Source organism: Klebsiella sp. BIGb0138 (genome assembly GCF_004342285.1).
In the GTDB taxonomy this organism is placed as follows: Bacteria; Pseudomonadota; Gammaproteobacteria; order Enterobacterales; family Enterobacteriaceae; genus Klebsiella.
This window is the reverse complement of the sequence record NZ_SMCV01000003.1, coordinates 211,962-233,023: the sequence shown is the minus strand read 5'-3', so window position 1 is coordinate 233,023 and position 21,062 is coordinate 211,962. Positions and strand designations below refer to the sequence as shown.

At 56.1% G+C, this 21,062-nt stretch carries 22 protein-coding genes and 1 other RNA gene; 10 read left to right on the top strand and 13 right to left on the bottom strand.

Features of this window, described 5'->3' with window-relative positions:
• Positions 1–4 precede the first annotated feature (4 nt).
• The 5 genes from acrB to EDF73_RS09180 all read left to right on the top strand — a co-directional run bounded on the left by acrB (position 5) and on the right by EDF73_RS09180 (position 5,586).
• Positions 5–3,151 (top strand): multidrug efflux RND transporter permease subunit AcrB, encoded by a 3,147-nt coding sequence (gene acrB, locus EDF73_RS09200; RefSeq protein WP_132728483.1) that lies wholly within the window; start codon positions 5–7, stop codon positions 3,149–3,151.
• A gap of 528 nt (positions 3,152–3,679) precedes the next feature.
• Complete coding sequence (gene tomB / locus EDF73_RS09195) at positions 3,680–4,054, top strand: Hha toxicity modulator TomB (RefSeq protein ID WP_132728481.1); 375 nt, start codon at positions 3,680–3,682, stop codon at positions 4,052–4,054.
• A 26-nt stretch (positions 4,055–4,080) separates the two neighbouring features.
• Entirely contained in the window at positions 4,081–4,299 is a 219-nt protein-coding gene (locus EDF73_RS09190) for an HHA domain-containing protein (protein ID WP_132728480.1), read from the top strand.
• Between the two features lie 150 nt (positions 4,300–4,449).
• On the top strand, positions 4,450–5,016 hold the full coding sequence (maa, locus tag EDF73_RS09185) for a maltose O-acetyltransferase (RefSeq protein WP_132728479.1): 567 nt from the start codon (positions 4,450–4,452) through the stop codon (positions 5,014–5,016).
• Between the two features lie 99 nt (positions 5,017–5,115).
• Complete coding sequence (locus EDF73_RS09180; protein WP_132728477.1) at positions 5,116–5,586, top strand: YlaC family protein; 471 nt, start codon at positions 5,116–5,118, stop codon at positions 5,584–5,586.
• Here the strand turns inward: EDF73_RS09180 and EDF73_RS09175 are convergent.
• Positions 5,561–7,012, bottom strand: coding sequence for a PLP-dependent aminotransferase family protein (locus EDF73_RS09175; RefSeq protein WP_132728475.1), 1,452 nt, complete (start codon positions 7,010–7,012; stop codon positions 5,561–5,563). The genes EDF73_RS09180 and EDF73_RS09175 overlap by 26 nt on opposite strands.
• A 100-nt stretch (positions 7,013–7,112) precedes the next feature.
• Between EDF73_RS09175 and EDF73_RS09170 the strand changes: the two genes are divergently transcribed.
• A complete protein-coding gene (locus EDF73_RS09170; protein WP_132728474.1) occupies positions 7,113–7,823 on the top strand; it encodes a GNAT family protein in 711 nt (236 codons plus the stop codon).
• On the opposite strand, the gene ykgO is transcribed toward EDF73_RS09170, so the two are convergent.
• Both ykgO and EDF73_RS09160 read right to left on the bottom strand, forming a co-directional pair.
• Positions 7,820–7,960, bottom strand: a complete 141-nt coding sequence (gene ykgO, locus EDF73_RS09165) for a type B 50S ribosomal protein L36 (protein WP_003859006.1) — start codon at positions 7,958–7,960, stop codon at positions 7,820–7,822. The two genes, EDF73_RS09170 and ykgO, sit on opposite strands and share 4 nt — an antisense overlap.
• A gap of 2 nt (positions 7,961–7,962) precedes the next feature.
• A complete protein-coding gene (locus tag EDF73_RS09160; RefSeq protein WP_132728473.1) occupies positions 7,963–8,223 on the bottom strand; it encodes a type B 50S ribosomal protein L31 in 261 nt (86 codons plus the stop codon).
• 822 nt (positions 8,224–9,045) lie between these two features.
• On the opposite strand from EDF73_RS09160, the gene EDF73_RS09155 reads away from it, so the two are divergent.
• Positions 9,046–9,591, top strand: coding sequence for a flavin reductase family protein (locus tag EDF73_RS09155; RefSeq protein WP_132728471.1), 546 nt, complete (start codon positions 9,046–9,048; stop codon positions 9,589–9,591).
• Positions 9,592–9,666: 75 nt separating this feature from the next.
• Here the strand turns inward: EDF73_RS09155 and EDF73_RS09150 are convergent, their stop codons facing one another.
• Both EDF73_RS09150 and EDF73_RS09145 read right to left on the bottom strand, forming a co-directional pair.
• The gene (locus tag EDF73_RS09150; protein WP_132728469.1) at positions 9,667–10,020 is read right to left on the bottom strand and encodes a DUF1428 family protein; all 354 of its coding nucleotides are present in this window, start codon (positions 10,018–10,020) and stop codon (positions 9,667–9,669) included.
• Positions 10,021–10,112: 92 nt separating this feature from the next.
• Complete coding sequence (locus EDF73_RS09145; RefSeq protein WP_132728468.1) at positions 10,113–10,727, bottom strand: hypothetical protein; 615 nt, start codon at positions 10,725–10,727, stop codon at positions 10,113–10,115.
• 87 nt (positions 10,728–10,814) lie between these two features.
• On the opposite strand from EDF73_RS09145, the gene EDF73_RS09140 reads away from it, so the two are divergent.
• Complete coding sequence (locus EDF73_RS09140; protein WP_132728466.1) at positions 10,815–12,242, top strand: PLP-dependent aminotransferase family protein; 1,428 nt, start codon at positions 10,815–10,817, stop codon at positions 12,240–12,242.
• A 132-nt stretch (positions 12,243–12,374) separates the two neighbouring features.
• On the opposite strand, the gene EDF73_RS09135 is transcribed toward EDF73_RS09140, so the two are convergent.
• The 3 genes from EDF73_RS09135 to ffs form a co-directional block, all read right to left on the bottom strand.
• Positions 12,375–12,590, bottom strand: coding sequence for a hypothetical protein (locus EDF73_RS09135; RefSeq protein WP_132728464.1), 216 nt, complete (start codon positions 12,588–12,590; stop codon positions 12,375–12,377).
• Positions 12,587–12,844, bottom strand: a complete 258-nt coding sequence (locus EDF73_RS09130) for a hypothetical protein (protein ID WP_132728463.1) — start codon at positions 12,842–12,844, stop codon at positions 12,587–12,589. The genes EDF73_RS09135 and EDF73_RS09130 overlap by 4 nt, the downstream gene beginning before the upstream one ends.
• 398 nt (positions 12,845–13,242) lie before the next feature.
• Positions 13,243–13,339: signal recognition particle sRNA small type (gene ffs / locus EDF73_RS09125), an RNA gene on the bottom strand.
• Between the two features lie 232 nt (positions 13,340–13,571).
• On the opposite strand from ffs, the gene EDF73_RS09120 reads away from it, so the two are divergent.
• Positions 13,572–13,883 carry an MGMT family protein gene (locus tag EDF73_RS09120; RefSeq protein ID WP_132728461.1) on the top strand — a complete coding sequence of 104 codons (312 nt, stop codon included), beginning with the start codon at positions 13,572–13,574 and terminating at the stop codon, positions 13,881–13,883.
• 38 nt (positions 13,884–13,921) lie between these two features.
• Here EDF73_RS09120 and EDF73_RS09115 read toward each other — a convergent pair whose 3' ends face one another.
• Complete coding sequence (locus EDF73_RS09115; RefSeq protein WP_132728460.1) at positions 13,922–14,437, bottom strand: YbaY family lipoprotein; 516 nt, start codon at positions 14,435–14,437, stop codon at positions 13,922–13,924.
• A 219-nt stretch (positions 14,438–14,656) separates the two neighbouring features.
• On the opposite strand from EDF73_RS09115, the gene tesB reads away from it, so the two are divergent.
• Entirely contained in the window at positions 14,657–15,520 is an 864-nt protein-coding gene (gene tesB, locus EDF73_RS09110) for an acyl-CoA thioesterase II (RefSeq protein WP_132728458.1), read from the top strand.
• Between the two features lie 69 nt (positions 15,521–15,589).
• Here tesB and amtB read toward each other — a convergent pair whose 3' ends face one another.
• The 4 genes from amtB to EDF73_RS09090 all read right to left on the bottom strand — a co-directional run bounded on the left by amtB (position 15,590) and on the right by EDF73_RS09090 (position 21,034).
• On the bottom strand, positions 15,590–16,876 hold the full coding sequence (amtB, locus tag EDF73_RS09105; RefSeq protein WP_165905684.1) for an ammonium transporter AmtB: 1,287 nt from the start codon (positions 16,874–16,876) through the stop codon (positions 15,590–15,592).
• A gap of 33 nt (positions 16,877–16,909) precedes the next feature.
• A complete protein-coding gene (gene glnK, locus EDF73_RS09100; protein ID WP_004858743.1) occupies positions 16,910–17,248 on the bottom strand; it encodes a P-II family nitrogen regulator in 339 nt (112 codons plus the stop codon).
• Between the two features lie 242 nt (positions 17,249–17,490).
• The gene (locus EDF73_RS09095; RefSeq protein WP_132728456.1) at positions 17,491–19,269 is read right to left on the bottom strand and encodes a SmdB family multidrug efflux ABC transporter permease/ATP-binding protein; all 1,779 of its coding nucleotides are present in this window, start codon (positions 19,267–19,269) and stop codon (positions 17,491–17,493) included.
• The gene (locus EDF73_RS09090) at positions 19,262–21,034 is read right to left on the bottom strand and encodes a SmdA family multidrug ABC transporter permease/ATP-binding protein (RefSeq protein ID WP_132728455.1); all 1,773 of its coding nucleotides are present in this window, start codon (positions 21,032–21,034) and stop codon (positions 19,262–19,264) included. Before EDF73_RS09090 ends, EDF73_RS09095 begins: the two co-directional genes overlap by 8 nt.
• Between the last annotated feature and the right edge of the window lie 28 nt (positions 21,035–21,062).

Sequence of the window (21,062 nt, the reverse complement as noted above, 5' to 3'; positions counted from 1 at the left end):
AGACATGCCTAATTTCTTTATCGATCGCCCGATATTCGCATGGGTGATCGCCATAATAATCATGCTTGCTGGGGGACTGTCGATCCTGAAGCTGCCTGTCGCGCAATATCCAACGATTGCGCCACCGGCGGTCTCGATCACCGCAACCTACCCCGGCGCTGATGCGAAAACGGTACAGGATACCGTTACGCAGGTTATCGAACAGAACATGAACGGTATCGATAACCTGATGTACATGTCCTCCAACAGCGACTCAACCGGTACGGTTCAGATCACCCTGACCTTCCAGTCCGGTACGGATGCGGACATCGCGCAGGTTCAGGTGCAGAACAAACTGCAGCTCGCCATGCCGCTGCTGCCGCAGGAAGTACAGCAACAGGGCGTGAGCGTGGAGAAATCCTCCAGTAGCTTCCTGATGGTTGTCGGCGTGATCAACACCAACGGCACCATGACGCAGGAGGATATTTCCGACTACGTTGGCGCCAACATGAAAGATGCGATCAGCCGTACGTCCGGCGTGGGTGACGTTCAGCTATTTGGTTCCCAGTACGCGATGCGTATCTGGATGGATCCGAACAAGCTGAACAACTTCCAGCTGACGCCGGTGGATGTGATCAGCGCCATTAAAGCGCAGAACGCCCAGGTTGCAGCCGGTCAGTTGGGCGGTACGCCGCCGGTGAAAGGCCAGCAGCTGAACGCCTCCATCATTGCGCAGACCCGTCTGAAATCCGCTGACGAATTCAGCAATATTCTGCTGAAAGTGAACCAGGATGGTTCGCAGGTTCGTCTGCGCGACGTGGCGAAAGTCGAGCTGGGTGGTGAAAACTACGACATTATCGCGAAATACAACAACCTGCCGGCTTCCGGCCTGGGGATCAAGCTGGCGACCGGGGCGAACGCGCTGGACACCGCCAACGCCATTCGCGCCGAACTGGCAAAAATGGAACCGTTCTTCCCGTCAGGGCTGAAGATTGTTTACCCGTATGACACCACGCCGTTCGTGAAAATTTCTATTCATGAAGTGGTCAAAACGCTGGTAGAAGCGATCATCCTGGTGTTCCTGGTCATGTATCTGTTCCTGCAGAACTTCCGCGCCACGTTGATTCCAACCATCGCGGTGCCGGTTGTACTGTTGGGGACTTTCGCCATCCTGGCCCTGTTTGGCTTCTCGATAAACACCCTGACCATGTTTGGTATGGTGCTGGCGATAGGCCTGCTCGTCGATGACGCCATCGTGGTGGTGGAAAACGTCGAGCGCGTGATGGCGGAAGAAGGGCTGCCGCCGAAGGAAGCGACCCGTAAGTCCATGGGACAGATTCAGGGCGCGCTGGTCGGTATCGCGATGGTCCTTTCTGCGGTATTTATCCCGATGGCCTTCTTCGGCGGCTCCACCGGGGCGATTTACCGTCAGTTCTCCATCACTATCGTGTCGGCAATGGCGCTGTCGGTACTGGTCGCCTTGATCCTTACTCCGGCGCTGTGCGCCACGATGCTGAAACCTGTTGCGAAAGGCGGTCACGGCGAGCACAAAGGCTTCTTTGGCTGGTTTAACCGCATGTTCGATAAGAGCACGCATCATTACACCGATAGCGTAGGCAGCATTCTGCGTAGCACCGGTCGTTATCTGGTGCTGTATCTGATCATCGTTGTCGGGATGGCCTGGCTGTTTGTTCGTCTGCCGAGCTCGTTCCTGCCGGATGAAGACCAGGGCGTCTTCCTGAGCATGGCTCAGCTGCCTGCAGGCGCAACGCAGGAACGGACGCAGAAAGTTCTGGATGAGATGACGGATTACTATCTCACCAAAGAGAAAGCTAACGTTGAATCCGTGTTCGCGGTTAACGGTTTTGGCTTCTCAGGCCGCGGCCAGAACACCGGTATCGCGTTCGTGTCGCTGAAGGACTGGAGCGAACGTCCGGGCGCAGAGAACAAGGTGGAAGCCATCACCGGTCGTGCGATGGCTCGCTTCTCGCAGATTAAAGATGCGATGGTCTTCGCCTTTAACCTGCCGGCCATCGTTGAGCTGGGTACCGCTACCGGCTTTGACTTCCAGCTGATTGACCAGGGCGGTCTGGGCCATGAAAAACTGACTCAGGCACGTAACCAGCTGTTTGGCGAGGTTGCGAAACACCCCGATCTGCTGGTCGCCGTGCGTCCGAACGGCCTGGAAGATACTCCGCAGTTCAAGGTGGATATCGATCAGGAGAAAGCGCAGGCGCTGGGCGTATCCATTAGTGACATCAACACCACGCTGGGCGCAGCCTGGGGCGGTAGCTACGTCAATGACTTCATCGACCGCGGCCGCGTGAAGAAAGTGTACATTATGTCCGAAGCGAAATACCGTATGCTGCCGGAAGACATTGGTAACTGGTATGTTCGCGGCAGCGACGGACAGATGGTGCCGTTCTCGGCCTTCTCTACGTCGCATTGGGAGTACGGTTCACCGCGTCTGGAACGCTATAACGGTCTACCGTCGATGGAAATCCTCGGCCAGGCGACGCCGGGCAGGAGTACCGGTGAAGCGATGGCGTTGATGGAAGAGCTGGCCGGCAAACTACCTGCGGGTATCGGCTATGACTGGACCGGCATGTCCTACCAGGAACGCCTGTCCGGTAACCAGGCTCCGGCGCTGTACGCCATCTCGCTTATCGTGGTGTTCCTGTGTCTGGCGGCGCTGTATGAAAGCTGGTCCATTCCGTTCTCGGTTATGCTGGTTGTTCCGCTGGGGGTTATCGGCGCGCTGCTGGCGGCAACGTTCCGCGGTCTGACAAACGACGTTTACTTCCAGGTCGGTCTGCTGACCACCATCGGCCTGTCGGCGAAGAACGCGATACTTATCGTCGAATTCGCGAAGGACCTGATGGAAAAAGAAGGCAAGGGTCTGGTCGAAGCGACCCTGGAAGCGGTACGTATGCGTCTGCGCCCGATCCTGATGACCTCGCTGGCATTTATCCTCGGCGTTATGCCGCTGGTGATCAGCTCCGGCGCAGGTTCCGGCGCACAGAACGCCGTCGGTACTGGCGTAATGGGCGGGATGGTGACCGCGACGGTTCTGGCGATCTTCTTTGTTCCGGTATTCTTCGTGGTGGTTCGTCGCCGCTTCAGTAAGAAAACCGAAGATATCGAGCACAGCCATCCGACTGGGCATCATTAATCTCTCCTCTCAGGGCCGCATTTGCGGCCCTTTTTTCTGCCGTACGCCAGACTGACTCAGGAGACGTTGAGGAACTTTGCCGGATGGCGTATATTAAAGCGCACACATTGCCACTGTTTGTTTTACAAGCTGATATACAATTTCTGGTGATAAGCATTACGCCGTTCTTATCAGATTATTCTTTCTCAGGTTTAATCCTCAGCCCCTCTAAGAATATTCTTAACGCCCGATGTTATCCGAGGTTGTGTTCTGAAGTGGTGCAAAAGAACCTGCTAAATCAATGATACATAAGCTTTGCTTTCACTTTGCCAGTGTTTTGATATGTTCTGGGATAATAAATCTGGATATTTTTAAGATAAATTAACGGCGATAATTGTAATTTTTCGTAATAGCACGGTGAAATCTTTTTAAGAGTGGATTATAGTTAAATCAACAGGATTACAATGTATGTGTCAGGTCTGTTAGTCGTGTTCATCCCACAACGGTGCTTGTTAGTCGTCGTTTAAACCACTCAAAAGGGGATGTGTTATGGACGAATACTCGCCAAAAAGACATGATATCGCACAGCTTCGATTTCTTTGCGAAACCTTGTATCATGACTGCCTTGCAAACCTGGAAGAGAGTAACCACGGTTGGGTAAACGACCCAACGTCGGCTATCAATCTTCAGCTTAATGAATTGATCGAACACATTGCCACGTTCGCGCTTAATTATAAAATTAAGTACGCTGAGGATAATAAACTGATCGCTCAGCTGGACGAATACCTGGACGACACCTTTATGTTGTTCAGTAGTTATGGCATTAACACGGTCGATCTACAGAAATGGCGTAAATCGGGAAATCGGTTATTCCGATGTTTTGTCAACGCCAGCCGGGAAAATCCGGCAAGTCTTTCTTGTTAGTATTATTACAATCAAAAGGTGAATTTATGTCTGCTGAACCATTAACCAAAACAGACTATTTGATGCGTTTGCGTCGCTGCCAGACAATTGATACGCTGGAACGCGTAATTGAAAAGAATAAATATGAACTTTCCGATAACGAACTGGCGGTATTTTACTCAGCGGCCGATCATCGTCTGGCTGAATTGACCATGAATAAACTCTACGACAAAATCCCGACGTCGGTCTGGAAATTCATTCGCTAATTCATTTCACGTATCAGTAAGATGGTTAATCGAGCCCCTCCTCCTCATTCTGGGTATAAATGTGACATTACTCGCATAAGTTGCTAAACGGCGTTTATGAAACCGGTTTCTTTTTTATACTGTGGCGCTCCCCTCTAAAAGGAAAGCCTCATGAGCGAAGAGAAACGTAAAATGATCGCCGGCGAGCTGTATCAGGCAGGAGATGCCACTTTACGGGCCGACCGCCTGCGCGCCAGACAATTGCTGCATCGCTACAACCATTCCGCCCCGGATGAACGGGAATGGCGAACAATATGTCTGACAGAGCTATTTGGTCAGGCGGGTGATGCCTATATTGAACCCACTTTCCGCTGTGATTATGGTTACAATATTTTCCTCGGCGCTAATTTCTACGCAAACTTTGATTGCGTGATGCTCGACGTCTGCCCGATACATATCGGCGATAACTGTATGTTAGCGCCCGGCGTCCATATTTATACCGCCACTCATCCATTGGATGCGGCGGAACGCAACAGCGGTAAAGAATACGGCAAGCCGGTCACTATCGGTAACAATGTCTGGATTGGCGGCCGGGCGGTGATTAACCCCGGGATCACGATTGGCGACAATGCGGTCATTGCTTCTGGCGCGGTGGTGGTGAAGGATGTTCCGGCAAATGCCGTAGTCGGCGGCAACCCGGCGCAGATCATTAAGATGCTGATCCCGGAAAAAACCTAACTGTTATGCTTTTCTGCAACCGATCTGTTACTTCCCCGTGTGCTACCCGCAACATAAAATAGCCTTCAGGCTGGGCCTTAGGAGAATTCGGGGAGCACTATGACAGAAATACAGCGACTGCTGACCAACACGATTGATGAGCTCAATGTGAAAGAGAAGCGCGACAACCGCCCGCGCTTTAGTATCAGTTTTATTCGCAATCATCCGTGGCTGTTCGTCGCAATGTACGCCGCATTCCTCGCGACCTTTGTCGTCATGCAGCGTTCAGAGACGCTGGCAGATTCAGTCTGGCTGCTGGTCGTCCTGTTTGTCCTGCTAAACGGTTTCTTCTTTTTTGATGTCTACCCGCGCTATCGCTACGAAGACATCGACGTGCTGGATTTCCGCGTCTGCTATAACGGGGAGTGGTACAACACGCGCTATGTGCCAGAACAACTGATTGAACGCATCATGCAGTCGCCGCGGGTTGCCGGCGAACAGAAAAGCCAGCTGCAAAAAATGGTGGCGACCAAAGGTGAGCTCTCTTTTTACGATGTGTTCAGCCTTACCCGCGTCGATACTGCCCGATAAGCCGATTCAACGTGCGGATCGCCGGAGTAAAATGCGAGGCGGACGTGTTGCCATACCCCAGCACCAGTCCGCTACGTGCGCGTTGCGCATCGAGATAAAAACGGCTTAACGCCGCCGGGGCCTGCTGAAACTGACGAGCCCGCTCGGCCACCGCGCAGTCGTCTATTCCGTCGATTGCCACTGTCAGATGCAGGCCGCCGCCGCCGCCGATAATATCACACGAGTGCGTCAGCTCCGTCTCCAGCACCTCCCGCAGCTGCAGCTGTCGCTTGCGATACAAACGCCGCATCGCCGCCAGATGACGCGCGTAATGCCCCTCTTCAATAAACAACGCCAGCGCACGCTGCTCGGCGCGATGGCCACCGCGGAGCAGCGATCCAACCACGCCCTGCGCCGCTTCGGCTAACGCCGGAGGCATCACCACGAAACCCATACGCAGCGCCGGAAACAGCGTTTTACTGAAGGTTCCGAGATAGACCACCGGCGCATGTTTTATCATTCCTGACATCGCCGGAACCGGCTCGCCGCTGTAGCGAAATTCGCTATCGTAATCATCCTCAACGATCCAGGCGTCATGTTGCCGCGCATACTCCAGCAGCGCCAGGCGCCTGCCGGCGCTCATCACCACGCCCCAGGGATACTGGTGTGAAGGGGAGGTGAAGATCAGCCGCGGGGGTGCGCTATCATGAACATCCGGGCGCATTCCCTCACTGTCCACCGGCATCCCCTTTATCCGCAGCCCGGCCTTCAGGAAAACGCTCTTTGCGCCTGCGTAACCCGGATCTTCCACCCATGCCGTGTCGCCAGCCACGCTCAATAGATGAGTACAGAGATTGACCCCTTCGAGCGCGCCTTCGGTAATCACGATTTGGCGGGCAGCGCAACGGATGCCGCGAGACAGGGCCAGATGACGAACAATCGCTTGCCGTAGCGCAGGTTCACCCGCCGCATCCCCGTACCCGAGCAGCGCACTTCCCTCCTCACGCAGCACCCGATCGAGCAACCGTCGCCAGATGGGCAGCGGAAAGTAGTTGATCGCCGGCGTACCCGGGGTAAACGCCAGCGTCGGCGAGTCGCGGCGGGTGCCGGGCGGTAACGCAAGCAGCCGCTCAGGCAGCGCGATAGTGAACGGCGAAACCTCACTCTCACCCGACGATGCCAGCGTTGCTACGTGGCTTCCCTGACTGCTACGTAGCAAATAACCCTCCATTGCCAGCTGATCCAGCGCCCCGTTAATCGTATTACGCGACAGGTTTAGCCGTAGCGCGATCGCCCGCGAGCCGGGTAAACGACTGCCTGCCGCCAGCTCCCCTTGCAACATGGCCTCTCGCAGCGTGCGATACAGCGTCCGCTGGAGGGTCTCTTCTCCCCGCCTCTGCAGGGCATGTTCCAGTAATGTGAAAAAGGCATCGTCAGGGATATTCATCGCAGCTCCTCGTGGCACCATAAAAACATACCTTGATGGCACTTTTTATGGAACCAGTAAAACTTTAGTCTCAGGATATATCCCCCCACAAGGAAAACCCATGAATCAGCAAAACCTGTTTGGTCAACCCGTCGGCGAGGCCCTGCCCGACTGGCAGCCGCGTGCTTATCCTGAACGGCACGTTCTGCAAGGACGTTTATGTCGCCTCGAACCTCTGACCACCGGGCATGCCAGCGCCCTCTTTGCCGCTTATCAACTGGCCCCGGATACCCGCAGCTGGACCTGGCTACTGCGCGAGCCGGACAGCAGCGTTGAGGAATTTAGCGCCTGGATCGCCGGCGTAGAAAAGCTTGCCGACCCGATGCATTTTGCCGTGATCGATGAACAGACCCGCCGGCCTGTCGGCTCTTTGGCGCTGATGCGTATTGATGCGCAACATGGCGTGGTCGAAGTAGGACACGTGCATTTTTCGCCGCTGCTGAGCCGCACGGCAATGGCGACGGAAGCGCACTGGCTGCTGATGCGCTATGTCTTCGATACCCTCGGCTACCGCCGCTATGAGTGGAAATGCAATAGTCTGAACGAGCCTTCACGCCGGGCGGCGCAGCGGTTGGGGTTTCAGTTTGAGGGGCGTTTTCGTCAGGCATTAGTGATAAAGGGGCACAACCGCGATACCGACTGGTTTTCGATAATCGACAGCGAGTGGCCGCAAATTGATAAGGCGATGCAGCGCTGGCTGGCCGCCGGGAATTTTAGCCCCGATGGCCAGCAGCATCACACGCTGGAGAGTTTCCGCGCACGGGTGGACTAACGTCTTTTCTTGCGCCCCTGCACGGCTTTAAAGCGAGGGTTGCTCTTACAGATAACGTACAGCCGTCCTTTGCGTTTGACGATCTGGCAATCCGGGTGGCGCTGTTTCGCACTGCGCAATGAGTTGAGTACCTGCATCCTTAGTTCCTTTTCGCATCAATAAAACCGCCAAAACGCTGGCGGAAACGCGCAGTGCTACCTTCATTGTTGAAGGTTTTCTGCTTGCCGGTGTAGTACGGGTGCGACTTGGAAGAGACGTCGATGGTGACATACGGATAGGTCACCCCTTCCAGTTCAATCACTCGTTCGGTCTTAATCGTCGACCCGACTTTAAAATATTCATTCGCGCTGGTGTCATGGAACACAACGGTACGATAATGCGGATGGATATTGGCTTTCATGATAACCCCTACGGATATGTTATAACATAACAATAAGATTACGCCGCTAAAACGCAAAGATCAACCATGAGAAGTGAAGGGAGTCAAACGACGGGCGGAGCGAACCGCCCGTGAGGTATTACGAGTTCAACTGATGGGCAAGCGCCGGGCAGAAAATCGACGTCGCCTTCGGCGAGCGCTTCTGTAGGGTCTTTGATGAGCGCCATAAGCGCGCCGGATGCGCATTAAAAGCAACATCTGGCTGTCATGATCGCGTTTTACACTGTCAATGGATGCCGATCGCGCATGCGGTCAGCATTCCAGCTTCAGCCCTCGTTTTAACCGTATCGTTCAGCGCCTCGAACGCCGCGGATCATCCGTAATTAGCCCGATATCGCCATTATTTGGCCATATCGGGCCTTTTTTATATCCAATAATAATCCTTGCTCCGCTATTGGATATTCCCCTCTGACATACCGATATACACATGACGACCGGCATCGGGCGAGTCTGGTGTCAGGAGGTTGATACTCGCCCTTATTGTGCCTATCGCCTTCAGCATCTGGCTGGTTCCCCGTCAGGTAAAAATGCCGTTTTATCGCGAGCAGGATAGCCACGCTTCACGCGAGCGAACGTACGCCGGCTATTTTTATTCCCCATGCCGGACAGAACGAACTGATTACCCACGTAACCGAAGATATAGGCAACTGTGGCCTGCTTTATGCTCAGAGATAGCTGTACAGCCCGGCGCTGCCAAAAGAGAAATTTATTCTGTGGGCGGAAAATAACCTCAAAACAGATTGGACTACGCTTAAGGTAAATCCATGACGGGAGGAGTCTCTGATGCAGAAACAACCCTGGCCTTTACATGATGTACGTCACTGGCTGGAGCCCGGTGCCGTGGTCTTAATCAGCAGCCGCTGGCAGGAGCACAACAATATCATGACCCTCGGCTGGTATACGGTGCTGGAATTTTCCCCCTCGCTGGTGGGGTGCATGATTTCCGCCGGCAATATCAGCTTCGGGATGATTCGCCGCAGCGGTGAGTGCGTGATTAACCTGCCGGATGCGGCGATGGCAGAAACGGTCGCCAGAATTGGCAATTGCGATGGCGACAGGCTGGATAAATTCGCCGCCTTCCAGCTCACGGCAGAACAAAGCGAACAGGTCGCCGCGCCGTCGATTGCGGAATGCCACGCCAGTTTCGAGTGCCGGCTTTTCGACGACGTGCTGGTAGATAACTATAACTTCTTTATTTTTGAAGTGGTTGCGGCAAGAGTGAAACCAGAACCCCAATGGCCGCAAACCCTGCACTATGCTGGCGGCGGTCTGTTCCGTACCGATGGCGACGTCCGGGATTATAGTCACCTGTTTACTAAGGTTTCCTGACGACGGCCGCTATCATCGCCGAACGGGAGCCGTGCAAGCGCCGTCCCCAGAGTCAATGAGGACGGCGAGGATGAATTATTCATCTAATAACGGTGAGAAACCACCGAAAATCATCCGTTTGCCGTCAAACGGCATGCTGTCGCCTAACGCCTTCATCCGTGGGTCGGCCATCATAGCGGCATTGGCGGCATCCCGAACCTCTTTTGACGGATACTCAATCCAGCTGAAGACGACCTCTTCGTCCTCTGCCGCCTTCACCGCCAGACGAAAATCGGTGAGCTGACCGGCCGGGACGTCATCGGCCCAGCACTCCACCACGCGTAGCGCACCAAACTCTTTAAACAGCGGTGCGGCCTTTGCTGCCAGTTCGCGATAGGCCTCCTTATTTTTCGCGGGGACGGCAACGACAAAACCATCAACGTACTTCATGAGCACGATCTCCGAAGTGAACAGCGCGACCGGAGAACCCGGCCGCATCTGCAAGGATCAGTTTAGTCCTCATCTCCGATGACCGCGGATAATCAGGAGACCACTTCGCCGGGGCGGGCTCGCGCTTTACCGGTAGCCGGTTGACGGAACCACGGTAAACACAGCTGAATCAACGGCCCGATGGTTAAGGCATACAGCACCGTGCCCACGCCAAATGTGCCCCCCATCAGCCAGCCAATCACCAGCACCGACACTTCGATCGCGGTACGGATCCCCCGCAGCGACCAGCCGGTTCGCGCATGTAGACCGGTCATCAGCCCGTCACGCGGTCCGGGGCCAAAACCGGCGCCAATATACATGCCGGTGGCCAGCGCATTCAGCACAATGGCCCCGACCAACATCAGGCTCCGCACCGCCAGCGACTCCAGCGGCGGCAAAACGGCCAGGGTCGCATTGGCCGCCAGGCCCAGCACAACCACATTGCTGACGGTCCCCAGTCCCGGCATCTGACGCAGCGGGATCCACAGCAGCAGTACCGCAGCGCCGGTCAGAATCATCACCGTGCCAAAATCCAGGCCCAGCTGTTTACCGACGCCAAGATGGAAAACATCCCACGGATCGGCACCGAGGTTGGCATGAACAAATAGCGCGGTCGACACGCCGTACAGGACAAGACCGATATAGAGCTGCGCTAATCGACGTAACATTTTTTACCTCTGGATGATTGCGGACCTTGTCATCATCAGCAAAAATGGATTGATAATTAATGGCCAGTTTTGGAAAAGTGGATCGCTATGGTATCTCGTCGCTTTGGTACTCAATCGCTGGTGCGTCTGCTGGGCCACTGGCAGGAGTCTTCTACCCGAACGCCGCTCTGGCGCCAGCTGGCAGAAGCGTTGCGCCTGCTGATCCTCGATGGTCGCCTGACGCTGGAAACGCGGCTGCCTGGGGAAAGGGAGCTGGCAATGGCGCTGAATGTGAGCCGCACCACCATCGCCAGCGCGCTGGGTCAGCTACGCGAAGAGGGCTATCTTTACAGCCGTCAGGGTAGCGGTTCGCGCGTGGCGCTACCGGAGCGGCCGGGAGCCATCTCCGACGCGGCGCTCGGCTCGTCATCGGTGAATCTGGCTACCGCCGCGCTGAGCGCCGGGCCGGAAATCCATCAGGCCTATCACCAGGCGCTGACGGTGATGCCGCAGCATCTGTCCCATACCGGGTACGATCAGCTCGGATTGCAGGTGTTACGCGAGGCGATCGCCCGCCGCTACTGCGAGCGAGGCCTCCCCACCCGCAGCGATGAAGTGATGGTGGTGAACGGCGCGCTGAGCGGTTTTGCGCTGGTGCTACGCCTGCTTACCGGGCCAGGGGATCGGGTGGTGGTCGATGCGCCAACTTACCCGATGGCTATCAGCGCGATCCAGGGCGCCTCCTGCCGGCCGGTCAGCGTTGCCCTCCCGCAGCAGGGCTGGGACTGCGACGGACTGGCGGCGACCATTGCGCAAACGGCGCCGCGACTGGCCTGGCTGATGCCTGACTTTCACAACCCGACCGGCCGCTGCATGGACAGCGTCACGCGTCAGCGGGTGGCCGACATCGCCGCACAAACGCGGACCACGCTGGTAGTCGATGAGACGATGGTGGATTTATGGTACAACGCCCCGCCGCCGCCGCCTCTGGCCGCCTTTAACGCCGATGCGCCGGTTATTACCATCGGTTCCGCCGGAAAAAGTTTTTGGGGTGGGTTACGTATTGGCTGGATCCGCGCCTCTTCACGTACGATTGCTGCGTTAGTTCAGGCGCGCGACTCACTCGACCTGGGTTCGCCGCTGCTTGAACAACTGGCCTGTCGCTGGCTGCTGGACAATGAGCAAGCGCTGTTGCCTGCGCGCAGGGAGATGCTGGCGGCACGCCGGGATATGTGCGGCGCATTGATGGCCGAGTACTTCCCTCACTGGCGTTTTACTTCGCCGGAAGGCGGGCTCTCTTTTTGGGTGGAATTACCGGGGATGCTGGCGACGTTATTCTCTGCCAGGGCCGAAAGTCGCGGGATTCATATTGGTACCGGCACGCGCTTTGGCCTGGCGGGCGCCTTTGATCGCTATTTGCGTTTACCTTTCACCCTTGCCGATGAGGAGTTACGCAGCGCATTCACCACCCTGCAGCCCGTGTGGCATAGCCTGGCGCAACAGAATGAAAATACACGAGTACGTAAAATCATATAATAAAATATCGACGGGCTGGGTTCAGCCCGTCAAAAATCATCATCCATGACGCATATGAGATGTTTTTTATAAATTGCGCTTTATCATCTCATTGCTCTATGTCAGTTCGATGACATAAATGGGTGGATTTCATTAATGCTGGCGTGGAATGGGGAAGCTTTTTAGCGAAATAATAAAGCCATTTTCATCTTTTTTTATTTTCGCTCCGGTATCACACCAGTCGGAGGCAATGCGAAAGAACTCATCACTACCGATATTCCAGTTGAGGCGAACATGCTTCACATATCCTGAACGCAACAGGTCACAGGCTTCGCTATAGTTGCTGGCTGTAGAGAGTTGTTGTTTCATTTTTTCTTCTTCAGAATTTTTCTTAACGCTTTGATTTCTTTAGGGGTTAATGGAGAAGCTTCTTCTTCGGTATGCTGACTATCGATATCATCTTCCGAAACCCCCGCCTCACCTGCCGAATCTGCTATTTCAAACGCCAGCAGCAGCAGTTTCTCTGTTGCAGTGCCCAGATTCTCGTTATTTTCTTCCGCATAATGACGCAGCTTTTCTTTCAACTCTGCATCGATTTTAACGTTCAGAACTACTGTGGTCATCGTCATGCTTCCCGTGCAATAAATTTATCATAATTAATACACGAAGTTAACAAATTGATCCAGACATATTATTTACGCCTGGCTATCCGGCAATAAATGCCCATAACTAATTTGCCTGCTATTTGTGACATGAAAATGACATTAATATGTCAGTATTATTTCAAAATTATGACATATACTTTTTATAGTATAAAAAAGAGTTGTTTTTAGAACCTGGCGGGTCGTTGGAATTGCCGTACGGCGCAGGCGGGATGCGAAGTACCAACGGATCGCGATAATACCTTATCAACAATAAGGCTAAAATGAGTATTGACTAAGCGTGGGAAAATTTGCCAGCGGGCGTGGAATATGCCCTTGACGTCGCCTGAACATCGGCGGGCCCCGGAATTGGGTGGGGGCCCTGCCAGCTACATCCCGGCACACACGTCGTCTGCTCTGGCTGCTTCCTTCCGGATCTGACCTGGTAAACAGAGTAGCGTTGCGGGAGAACCAACAGAGCCCCCATTGAGAGCGTTGTTATCCAACGCGCAAGCGCATTATCCCGGGAGTACCGGTGAATTGCAAGCTAACCCCGACCGGATGCTGGTTTATTGTGCAAAGCCGGGCATAAAGTTTGCTATATGGCCTTAGCACGGCCTTTTGAGACGCTCAGCAACGCCTCACGCACGCCCTGTACACTCCGTCTGCCAGCGCTTATCCTGAGCCTTTGCGCTAAACAGGACGCACGATGGATACTCACGACACATTTCCTCAGCGGGTGTGGCAGATTGTGGCCTCCATTCCGGAAGGCTATGTCGCCACCTATGGTGACGTTGCGCTGCTGGCGGGATCGCCGCGCGCTGCCCGCCAGGTCGGCGGCGTACTTAAGCGTCTGCCCGAAGGCTCAACGCTCCCCTGGCACCGGGTGGTCAACCGCCACGGCGATATTTCCCTGACCGGCCCGGATCTGCAGCGCCAGCGTCAGGCCCTGCTGGCTGAAGGCGTACAGGTTTCCGGCAGCGGCCATATTGACCTGCAGCGCTATCGCTGGATTTATTAAGGGCAAAAAAATGCCCCTGAGCAGGGGCATCGGCGCGTTTACTGGACGGCAGCCGGGCTGCTATCGCTGGCGACCGGGACAGCCGTTTGCTGTACCGGCACCAGAAGCAGGTCGGCCCGATTCCCTCCACCGTTCACTACCGTTTGTACGGTATCGGTGATAAACATCATCTGACCGTTAACCGTAATGGCCGAACTCAGCAAAATGCGGGCATTCGGTTTAATATCCGCCGGGTTGTACGGCAGGACAAAGTTATACGGCGGCTGCTGGCCTTCGGTACGTACGGTTTTCTGCGCCAGGACATGCGCTGGTGCATCGGCCAGCGACGCATCCGATAAGGTGACAGTCAGTACCGCATCCGGCGGTAAGGCGACTCTCTGCCGGATCGAGATAGTCCCTGATACATTAGGCTGCTGTTGTGAAGAAGTCAGTGACGCAATGCCATAAGGATCGGGGGCGGCTGCGTGATTATTCGCCGTAGCGCTGTGATTATTCGCGCAGGCGGTCAAGGCAGTTGCAACGGCTAAAGCACTTAACAGATAGGCAAATTTCATTATGTTCTCCTTTTCATCCCTTTATACACCGGAGCATGTCCTACCGACTGGCGGGTAAGAACATTTGTATCGTGCATAAGTGTGGCACAGATCTCAGTTCTCTTCCTGCAAACAACCCGTTATTCAGATTATTACACCCATCGGACCACTTGCGATTCCAGGTTATACTTGGCCTCAATACGCGCTGCGCGAAGCAGTCATCACTGATTGAGGGTAAATATGAGTCAGGCACTAACCAATCTGCTGGCATTGTTGAATCTGGAAAAAATTGAAGAAGGGTTATTCCGCGGGCAGAGCGAAGATCTGGGACTGCGTCAGGTTTTTGGCGGCCAGGTCGTTGGCCAGGCGCTGTACGCCGCCAAAGAAAGCGTGCCTGCCGAGCGTCTGATTCACTCGTTTCACAGCTATTTTTTACGCCCTGGCGACAGTCAAAAACCGATTATTTATGACGTCGAAGTGCTGCGCGACGGTAACAGCTTTAGCGCTCGCCGGGTGGCGGCGATTCAGAACGGTAAGCCGATTTTCTATATGACCGCCTCTTTCCAGGCCCCGGAACCGGGCTACGAACACCAGAAATCGATGCCTGACGCTCCCGCGCCGGACGGACTGCCGTCCGAGACCGATATCGCCCGTAAACTGGCGCATCTGTTGCCGCCGCAGGCGAAAGATAAGTTCCTCAGCGATAAGCCGCTGGAGATTCGCCCGGTTGAGTTCCACAACCCGCTGAAAGGCCATATTGCAGAACCGACGCGCCAGGTCTGGCTGCGCGCCAACGGCGCGGTGCCGGATGATATCCGCATCCATCAGTACCTGCTGGGCTACGCTTCCGATTTTAACTTCCTGCCGGTCGCGCTGCAGCCACATGGCGTCGGCTTCCTTGAGCCGGGCATGCAGGTGGCGACGATCGATCACTCCATGTGGTTCCATCGCCCGTTCAACATCAATGAATGGCTGCTGTATAGCGTAGAGAGTACTTCCGCCTCCAGCGCCCGGGGCTTTGTACGCGGTGAGTTCTATACTCAGGACGGCACCCTGGTGGCCTCGACGGTGCAGGAAGGCGTCATGCGCAACCGTCATGCGTAAGCCAGGCCGCCGAAACGAACAAAGCCTCCCGATGGGAGGCTTTGCTGCTACAGGAGACAACGTAATTTATCAGGCGTTGTAGGCGTTTTCGCCATGGCTGTTGACGTCCAGACCTTCGCGCTCCTGCTCTTCCGGTACGCGCAGACCGACGGTCATATCCGCCACTTTGTAGCCGATGTAGGCCACAATGCCGGACCAGACGATGGTGATGGCGATACTTTCCAGCTGCACCAGCAGCTGATGGCCCATGGTCACCCCTTCCGCATAGCCGACGCCGCCCAGTGAGGTTGCGGCAAAGATACCGGTCAGAATACAGCCGACGATGCCGCACACGCCATGCACCCCGAAAACATCGCACGGGTCGTCAACGCGCAGCCAGCGTTTCAGCACCGTTACCCCCCACAGACCCGCAAGGCCAGAAGCGAGACCCACAATCAGCGCGCCGCCAACCCCAACGAAACCACATGCCGGCGTAATGCCAACCAGACCGGCAATCGCCCCGGAACAGGCGCCTAACAGAGACGGTTTACCGCGGGTCGCCCACTCGCCGAAGGTCCAGGCCAGAATCGCGGCGGCTGTCGCCACGACGGTGTTAACGAAGGCCAGGGCAGAAATTTCGTTCGCCGCACTCGCTGAACCGGCGTTAAAGCCAAACCAGCCAACATACAGAATCGCGGTACCGGTGAAGACCATCGGCAGGTTATGCGGTTTGAACGCTTCTTTGCCAAAGCCGACGCGTTTGCCCATCATATAGGCTCCCACCAGCCCGGCAACGGCGGCGTTGATATGCACCACGGTGCCGCCGGCAAAATCCAGCGCGCCATGCGTCGCCAGCAGACCGCCGCCCCACACCATATGCGCAATCGGCACATAGGAGAGCGTCATCCACACCACCACAAAAATCAGCACCGCGGAGAAGCGGATGCGCTCCGCCAGCGCGCCAACGATCAGCGCCACGGTGATACAGGCAAACGAGCCCTGGAAAGCGACATGGATGTACTGATAGAAGGAGCCCATCAGCGCTGTTAGCTCAATATTTTTCAGCAATACCCAGTTGAAGTCACCGAAGAAGCTGCCACCGGTACCGAACGCCAGGGTGTAGCCGTAAACGACCCACAGGATGCACACCAGCGCGAAGGTGACAATCACCTGGGTCAGCATGGAGAGCACGTTTTTACCGCGAATCAGGCCGCCGTAAAACAGCGCGATGCCCGGAATGGTCATAAACAGCACCAGCGCGGTGCAAATCATCATAAAGGCGTTGTCGGCTTTATCTGCCACTGCCGGCGCGGCCATCGCCAGCCCCGGAAGCAGCGCCAGCGCACCCAGACCTGTTTTCATTGTTGCTATCTTCATTTTCTCGATCCCCATCACTGTGTGGTCTGGACGTTACAGTGCCGCTTCGTCGGCTTCGCCGGTGCGGATGCGAATAACGCGTTGCAACTCGGCGACAAAAATTTTGCCATCGCCAATTTTTCCGGTGTAGGCCGCCTTACTAATCACATCAACGACCTCATCAAGCTGATCGTCGGCAATCGCGACATCAATCTTCACCTTTGGTAGAAAATTGACGCTGTACTCGGCACCACGGTATAGCTCGGCATGGCCTTTCTGGCGGCCGAACCCTTTAACCTCAGTGACCGTCAGGCCCTGAATGCCGATAGAAGATAACGCTTCACGCACATCTTCCAGTTTGAATGGTTTGATTACCACGGTAACCAGCTTCATAAGTCCCCTCCGCTCGAAATTCGTAATGGCAGCAGCTAACACACAGGGAATAAAGCAAGGGCTATGCCAGAAATGAAAAAGGGCCGCTAAGCGGCCCTTTTAAGCAAGAAAACAGGCGAACGGAGACAGAAGATGACGCAAAACGGGCAGCCACGGCCAAAAACGCACCATCATAGTGCATTGCGGGTTGCATTTTTGCACCACGCTAAATCGCGCCGCAGCGACTGCCTGCTTATGGTGCATCAGGCGATAAGCGACTCTTCCTGCGCGCTGGCCGCCAGTTCCTCACCCACCAGCTGCAGTTGATACATTTGCCAGTAGCGTCCTTTTGCCGCCAGCAGCTGCTGATGGTTTCCACGCTCAACGGCCTGCCCGCGGTGCAGCACCAGAATGGTATCCGCCTCAACGATCGTCGACAGACGGTGCGCGATAACCACTAAGGTGGTGCGCTGGCGAACTTTCGCCAGCGCTTGCTGAATCGCCTGCTCGGTGCCGGAGTCGATATTCGCCGTCGCCTCATCGAGGATCAGTATCTGCGGGGTCTCAACCAGCACGCGAGCCAGCGCCAGAAGCTGCTTCTGCCCGACGGAGAGCGTATTCCCCTGCTCGCCCAGCTGGGTGTAGATCCCCCCGCTCATCCCACGCGCCAGCTCGGCCAGCTGCACGGACTCCAGCGCTTCCCAGACCTGCGCCTCGCTAATGTCGCGGCCAAGGGTGACGTTGGCATAAAACGTATCCGCCAGCACCACCGGATCCTGTTGCACCATCGCCACGCCCTGGCGCAATGCGCTGTGGCTTAATGAGGAGAGCGGACGGCCATCAATCCGAATTTCTCCCCTGCTCAGCGGGTAATAGCCCATCATCAGGCTGGCGAGCGTGCTTTTGCCGCTGCCGGTGTGCCCCACCAGCGCCACGAACCCGCGGGACGGAATGTCGAGATTAATATCCTGCAGCACCAGGCGATCGCCGCGATAAGCAAACGAGAGATTCTCTACCGACACCGCGCCGCTGCGCAGCGGCGCATTATCCTCTCCCCACGCCTGGCGTGGGCGATCCATTAGCTCGAAGACGCGCTCGCCGGCCACCACCGCCTGCTGCAGCATCGACTGTTGGGTCGTCAGCTCAATCAGCGGCTCATTCAGGCGCCCCAGATAGCTGATAAAGGCATACAGTACCCCGACTTCGATAGAACCTGCCGAGCTAAAGCCAAACAGCATCAGCAGCCCGCAGAGCACCAGCGATGAGAACAGACTCAGCAGCGGGCGAAGCAGGAAACCGTCGAGGCGCAGGGTTTGCATCCGCGCCAGATAGTGAGCATAGCTGGCTTCACGCATCCGTTCGCCGAACCGCGCCTGCTGGCGGAACTGCTGGATAACGCCCATGCCGTTAATGACTTCATTAAAGCCATCGTTAATATCCGCAAGCCAGGCGCGAACCCGGCGTACGATGGGCGTGCTGTAGCGCTGATAAATCATCATCACGATCAACACCGCCGGGAAGATAGCCAGCGCCACCAGCGCCATTCGCCAGTCGAGGCTGAACATCGCCACCAGCATCGCGCCAATCAGCGCGGCGCTGCGCAGTACCGTCGCAACCACCGTGACATACAGATCGCGAATCACTTCGGTGTCGTTGGTGACGCGGGAGATCAGTTGCCCGACCGGCTGGGTATCAAATTCGCTGAGCGGCTGACGCAGCGCCGCATCCATTACGTCGCTGCGCAGCTGCTGGACCACGCCGACGGCGGCACGGTTAAACAGCAGCGACTGATTGTAGTGCAGGGTCGCCGCGAGGATCTGCAGCCCAATATAGGCTGCGGCAAGACCGCATACCAGCTTCAGAGACAGCGAGTTCCTGGCGACCATATTATCGATAAAGTAGCTGATCAGCAGCGGACCGCTCACCTCGGCCGCCGCGGCAATCCACATCATGACGACCGCAATGATCAACGGTTTACGCCACGGAGAACCGTAGGCCAGCAGGCGTTTTAAGGTGGGCCAAAGTTCGGAAAAACTACGCATCAGCGGCCTCCTCATGTTCCTGCGGCGCATCGTCGAGCGCCGCTTCCAGCTGCTGATAACGATACATATCGCGATACCAGCCGGGCTGAGCGCTCAGCGCATCATGGCGACCGCGCTGGGCAATATGCCCATGCTGCATGACCAGAATCTCATTAGCTTCGGTCAACGCCGACAGGCGATGGGCGCTGATGATCACCGTCCGCCCCTCTCCCCACTGGCGCAGGTTATGCAATATCTGGTGCTCAGTCCGGCCATCAACCGCCGACAGCGCATCGTCAAGAATCAAAATTTCCGCCTCCAGCAACAGCGCGCGGGCAATGGATATGCGCTGTTTCTGCCCGCCGGATAGCATCACGCCGCGCTCGCCAACCTCGGTGTCGTACCCCTGGGGCAGACGCAGAATATCTTCATGCACGCTGGCAAGCCGCGCGACATGCTCAATTTGCTCCTGCGTCGCCTCGGGCCTGCCGAGAGCGATATTGCTGGCGACGGTATCTGAGAACAGGAACGGCGTCTGGTTCACCACCGCCAGTCTGGCGCGCCAGCTATCGAGCTGCAGGCGGGTCAACGGAATATCGTGGAAACGAATATCCCCTTGCGTGACGTCGAAATGGCGTTGGATCAGCGCCAGAATGGTGCTTTTCCCCGCTCCGGTCGGCCCGCAGATGCCCAGCATTTGCCCCGGCTGCAGCACAAAGTTCACCTTTTCCAGCGAAGCTTTGTTCGCCTGCGGGTAGATAAACTCACGCACCGCGACGTTAAGCGCCCCGCGCCCTTCCGGGGCGCTTTCGCTACCATCGTTCACCGTCGGCGCCTCTTCGAGCATCGTCCGAATTCGGCTATAGGCCGCACTGCCGCGCTCAACGATGTTAAACATCCATGCCAGCGCCAGCATTGGCCAAATCATCAAACCGAGATACATCACAAAACTGGTCAGCTGGCCGAGGGTCATGTTGCCCTGCAGCACCATCCAGCTCCCTCCGCCGATCGCCAGCAGATTGGCGGTACCAATCGCGATATAGATCGTCGGATCGAAGCGCGCATCGATACGCGCCACGCGCATATTTTTTCTGCCGGTATCCGCCGCATCGGCAGAAAACTGCGCCGACTGCCGGTCTTCAAGGCCAAAGGCCTTAATCATGCGGATACTGGTCAGGCTTTCCTGCGTCCGGTCATTGAGGCTGGAAAAGGCCGCCTGCGCAACGCGAAAACGCTCATGCAGCGCATCGCCATTACGCTTAATCACCAGGGCCATCACCGGCATCGGCAGCAGCGCCAGCAGCGTGAGCTGCCAGCTGATTTGCGTCGACATGACAATCAATACCGCACAGCCCATCACCAGCGAATCCACCAGCGTCAGGACGCCTTCACCCGCCGCAAAGACCACCCGGTCCACATCATTGGTCGCGCGGGCGATCAGATCGCCGGTCCGGTGGCGCAGGTAAAAGGCCGGATGCTGGCGGCTGAGCTGACGATAAAAGTCCTCCCGCAGCTCCACGGCCAGCTGATAAGAGGCGCCAAAAAGCAGCACGCGCCAGACATAGCGCAGCAGATAGACCATCACCGCGATCAGAACCAGCAGCCCGATCCACATCCACACCTTCTCTGCGGTGTAATGTTGTCTGGTGACGCCGTCGACCACGATCCCCACCACTTTAGGCGGGACCAGCTGTAAGACGGCGATAATGGCCAGCAGGGCGACGGCGCCGAGATAACGGCGCCACTCCCGGCGGAAGTACCAGCTAAGTTGAGCAAATAATCGCAAGCAGTTAAATCCTGAGTGTAGAAATCGT

What these genes read in the sequence shown, in the direction of transcription:
- EDF73_RS09170 (WP_132728474.1), top strand. Translation starts at nt 7,113, where the DNA reads ATGAATCAGCAAAACCTGTTTGGTCAACCCGTCGGCGAGGCCCTGCCC.
- maa (WP_132728479.1), top strand. Translation starts at nt 4,450, where the DNA reads ATGAGCGAAGAGAAACGTAAAATGATCGCCGGCGAGCTGTATCAGGCA.
- EDF73_RS09130 (WP_132728463.1), bottom strand. Translation starts at nt 12,844, where the DNA reads ATGACCACAGTAGTTCTGAACGTTAAAATCGATGCAGAGTTGAAAGAA.
- EDF73_RS09190 (WP_132728480.1), top strand. Translation starts at nt 4,081, where the DNA reads ATGTCTGCTGAACCATTAACCAAAACAGACTATTTGATGCGTTTGCGT.
- EDF73_RS09135 (WP_132728464.1), bottom strand. Translation starts at nt 12,590, where the DNA reads ATGAAACAACAACTCTCTACAGCCAGCAACTATAGCGAAGCCTGTGAC.
- EDF73_RS09115 (WP_132728460.1), bottom strand. Translation starts at nt 14,437, where the DNA reads ATGAAATTTGCCTATCTGTTAAGTGCTTTAGCCGTTGCAACTGCCTTG.
- EDF73_RS09140 (WP_132728466.1), top strand. Translation starts at nt 10,815, where the DNA reads ATGGTATCTCGTCGCTTTGGTACTCAATCGCTGGTGCGTCTGCTGGGC.
- EDF73_RS09095 (WP_132728456.1), bottom strand. Translation starts at nt 19,269, where the DNA reads ATGCGTAGTTTTTCCGAACTTTGGCCCACCTTAAAACGCCTGCTGGCC.
- ykgO (WP_003859006.1), bottom strand. Translation starts at nt 7,960, where the DNA reads ATGCAGGTACTCAACTCATTGCGCAGTGCGAAACAGCGCCACCCGGAT.
- tomB (WP_132728481.1), top strand. Translation starts at nt 3,680, where the DNA reads ATGGACGAATACTCGCCAAAAAGACATGATATCGCACAGCTTCGATTT.
- EDF73_RS09175 (WP_132728475.1), bottom strand. Translation starts at nt 7,012, where the DNA reads ATGAATATCCCTGACGATGCCTTTTTCACATTACTGGAACATGCCCTG.
- amtB (WP_165905684.1), bottom strand. Translation starts at nt 16,876, where the DNA reads ATGAAGATAGCAACAATGAAAACAGGTCTGGGTGCGCTGGCGCTGCTT.
- acrB (WP_132728483.1), top strand. Translation starts at nt 5, where the DNA reads ATGCCTAATTTCTTTATCGATCGCCCGATATTCGCATGGGTGATCGCC.
- EDF73_RS09150 (WP_132728469.1), bottom strand. Translation starts at nt 10,020, where the DNA reads ATGAAGTACGTTGATGGTTTTGTCGTTGCCGTCCCCGCGAAAAATAAG.
- glnK (WP_004858743.1), bottom strand. Translation starts at nt 17,248, where the DNA reads ATGAAGCTGGTTACCGTGGTAATCAAACCATTCAAACTGGAAGATGTG.
- EDF73_RS09155 (WP_132728471.1), top strand. Translation starts at nt 9,046, where the DNA reads ATGCAGAAACAACCCTGGCCTTTACATGATGTACGTCACTGGCTGGAG.
- EDF73_RS09120 (WP_132728461.1), top strand. Translation starts at nt 13,572, where the DNA reads ATGGATACTCACGACACATTTCCTCAGCGGGTGTGGCAGATTGTGGCC.
- EDF73_RS09160 (WP_132728473.1), bottom strand. Translation starts at nt 8,223, where the DNA reads ATGAAAGCCAATATCCATCCGCATTATCGTACCGTTGTGTTCCATGAC.
- EDF73_RS09180 (WP_132728477.1), top strand. Translation starts at nt 5,116, where the DNA reads ATGACAGAAATACAGCGACTGCTGACCAACACGATTGATGAGCTCAAT.
- EDF73_RS09145 (WP_132728468.1), bottom strand. Translation starts at nt 10,727, where the DNA reads ATGTTACGTCGATTAGCGCAGCTCTATATCGGTCTTGTCCTGTACGGC.
- tesB (WP_132728458.1), top strand. Translation starts at nt 14,657, where the DNA reads ATGAGTCAGGCACTAACCAATCTGCTGGCATTGTTGAATCTGGAAAAA.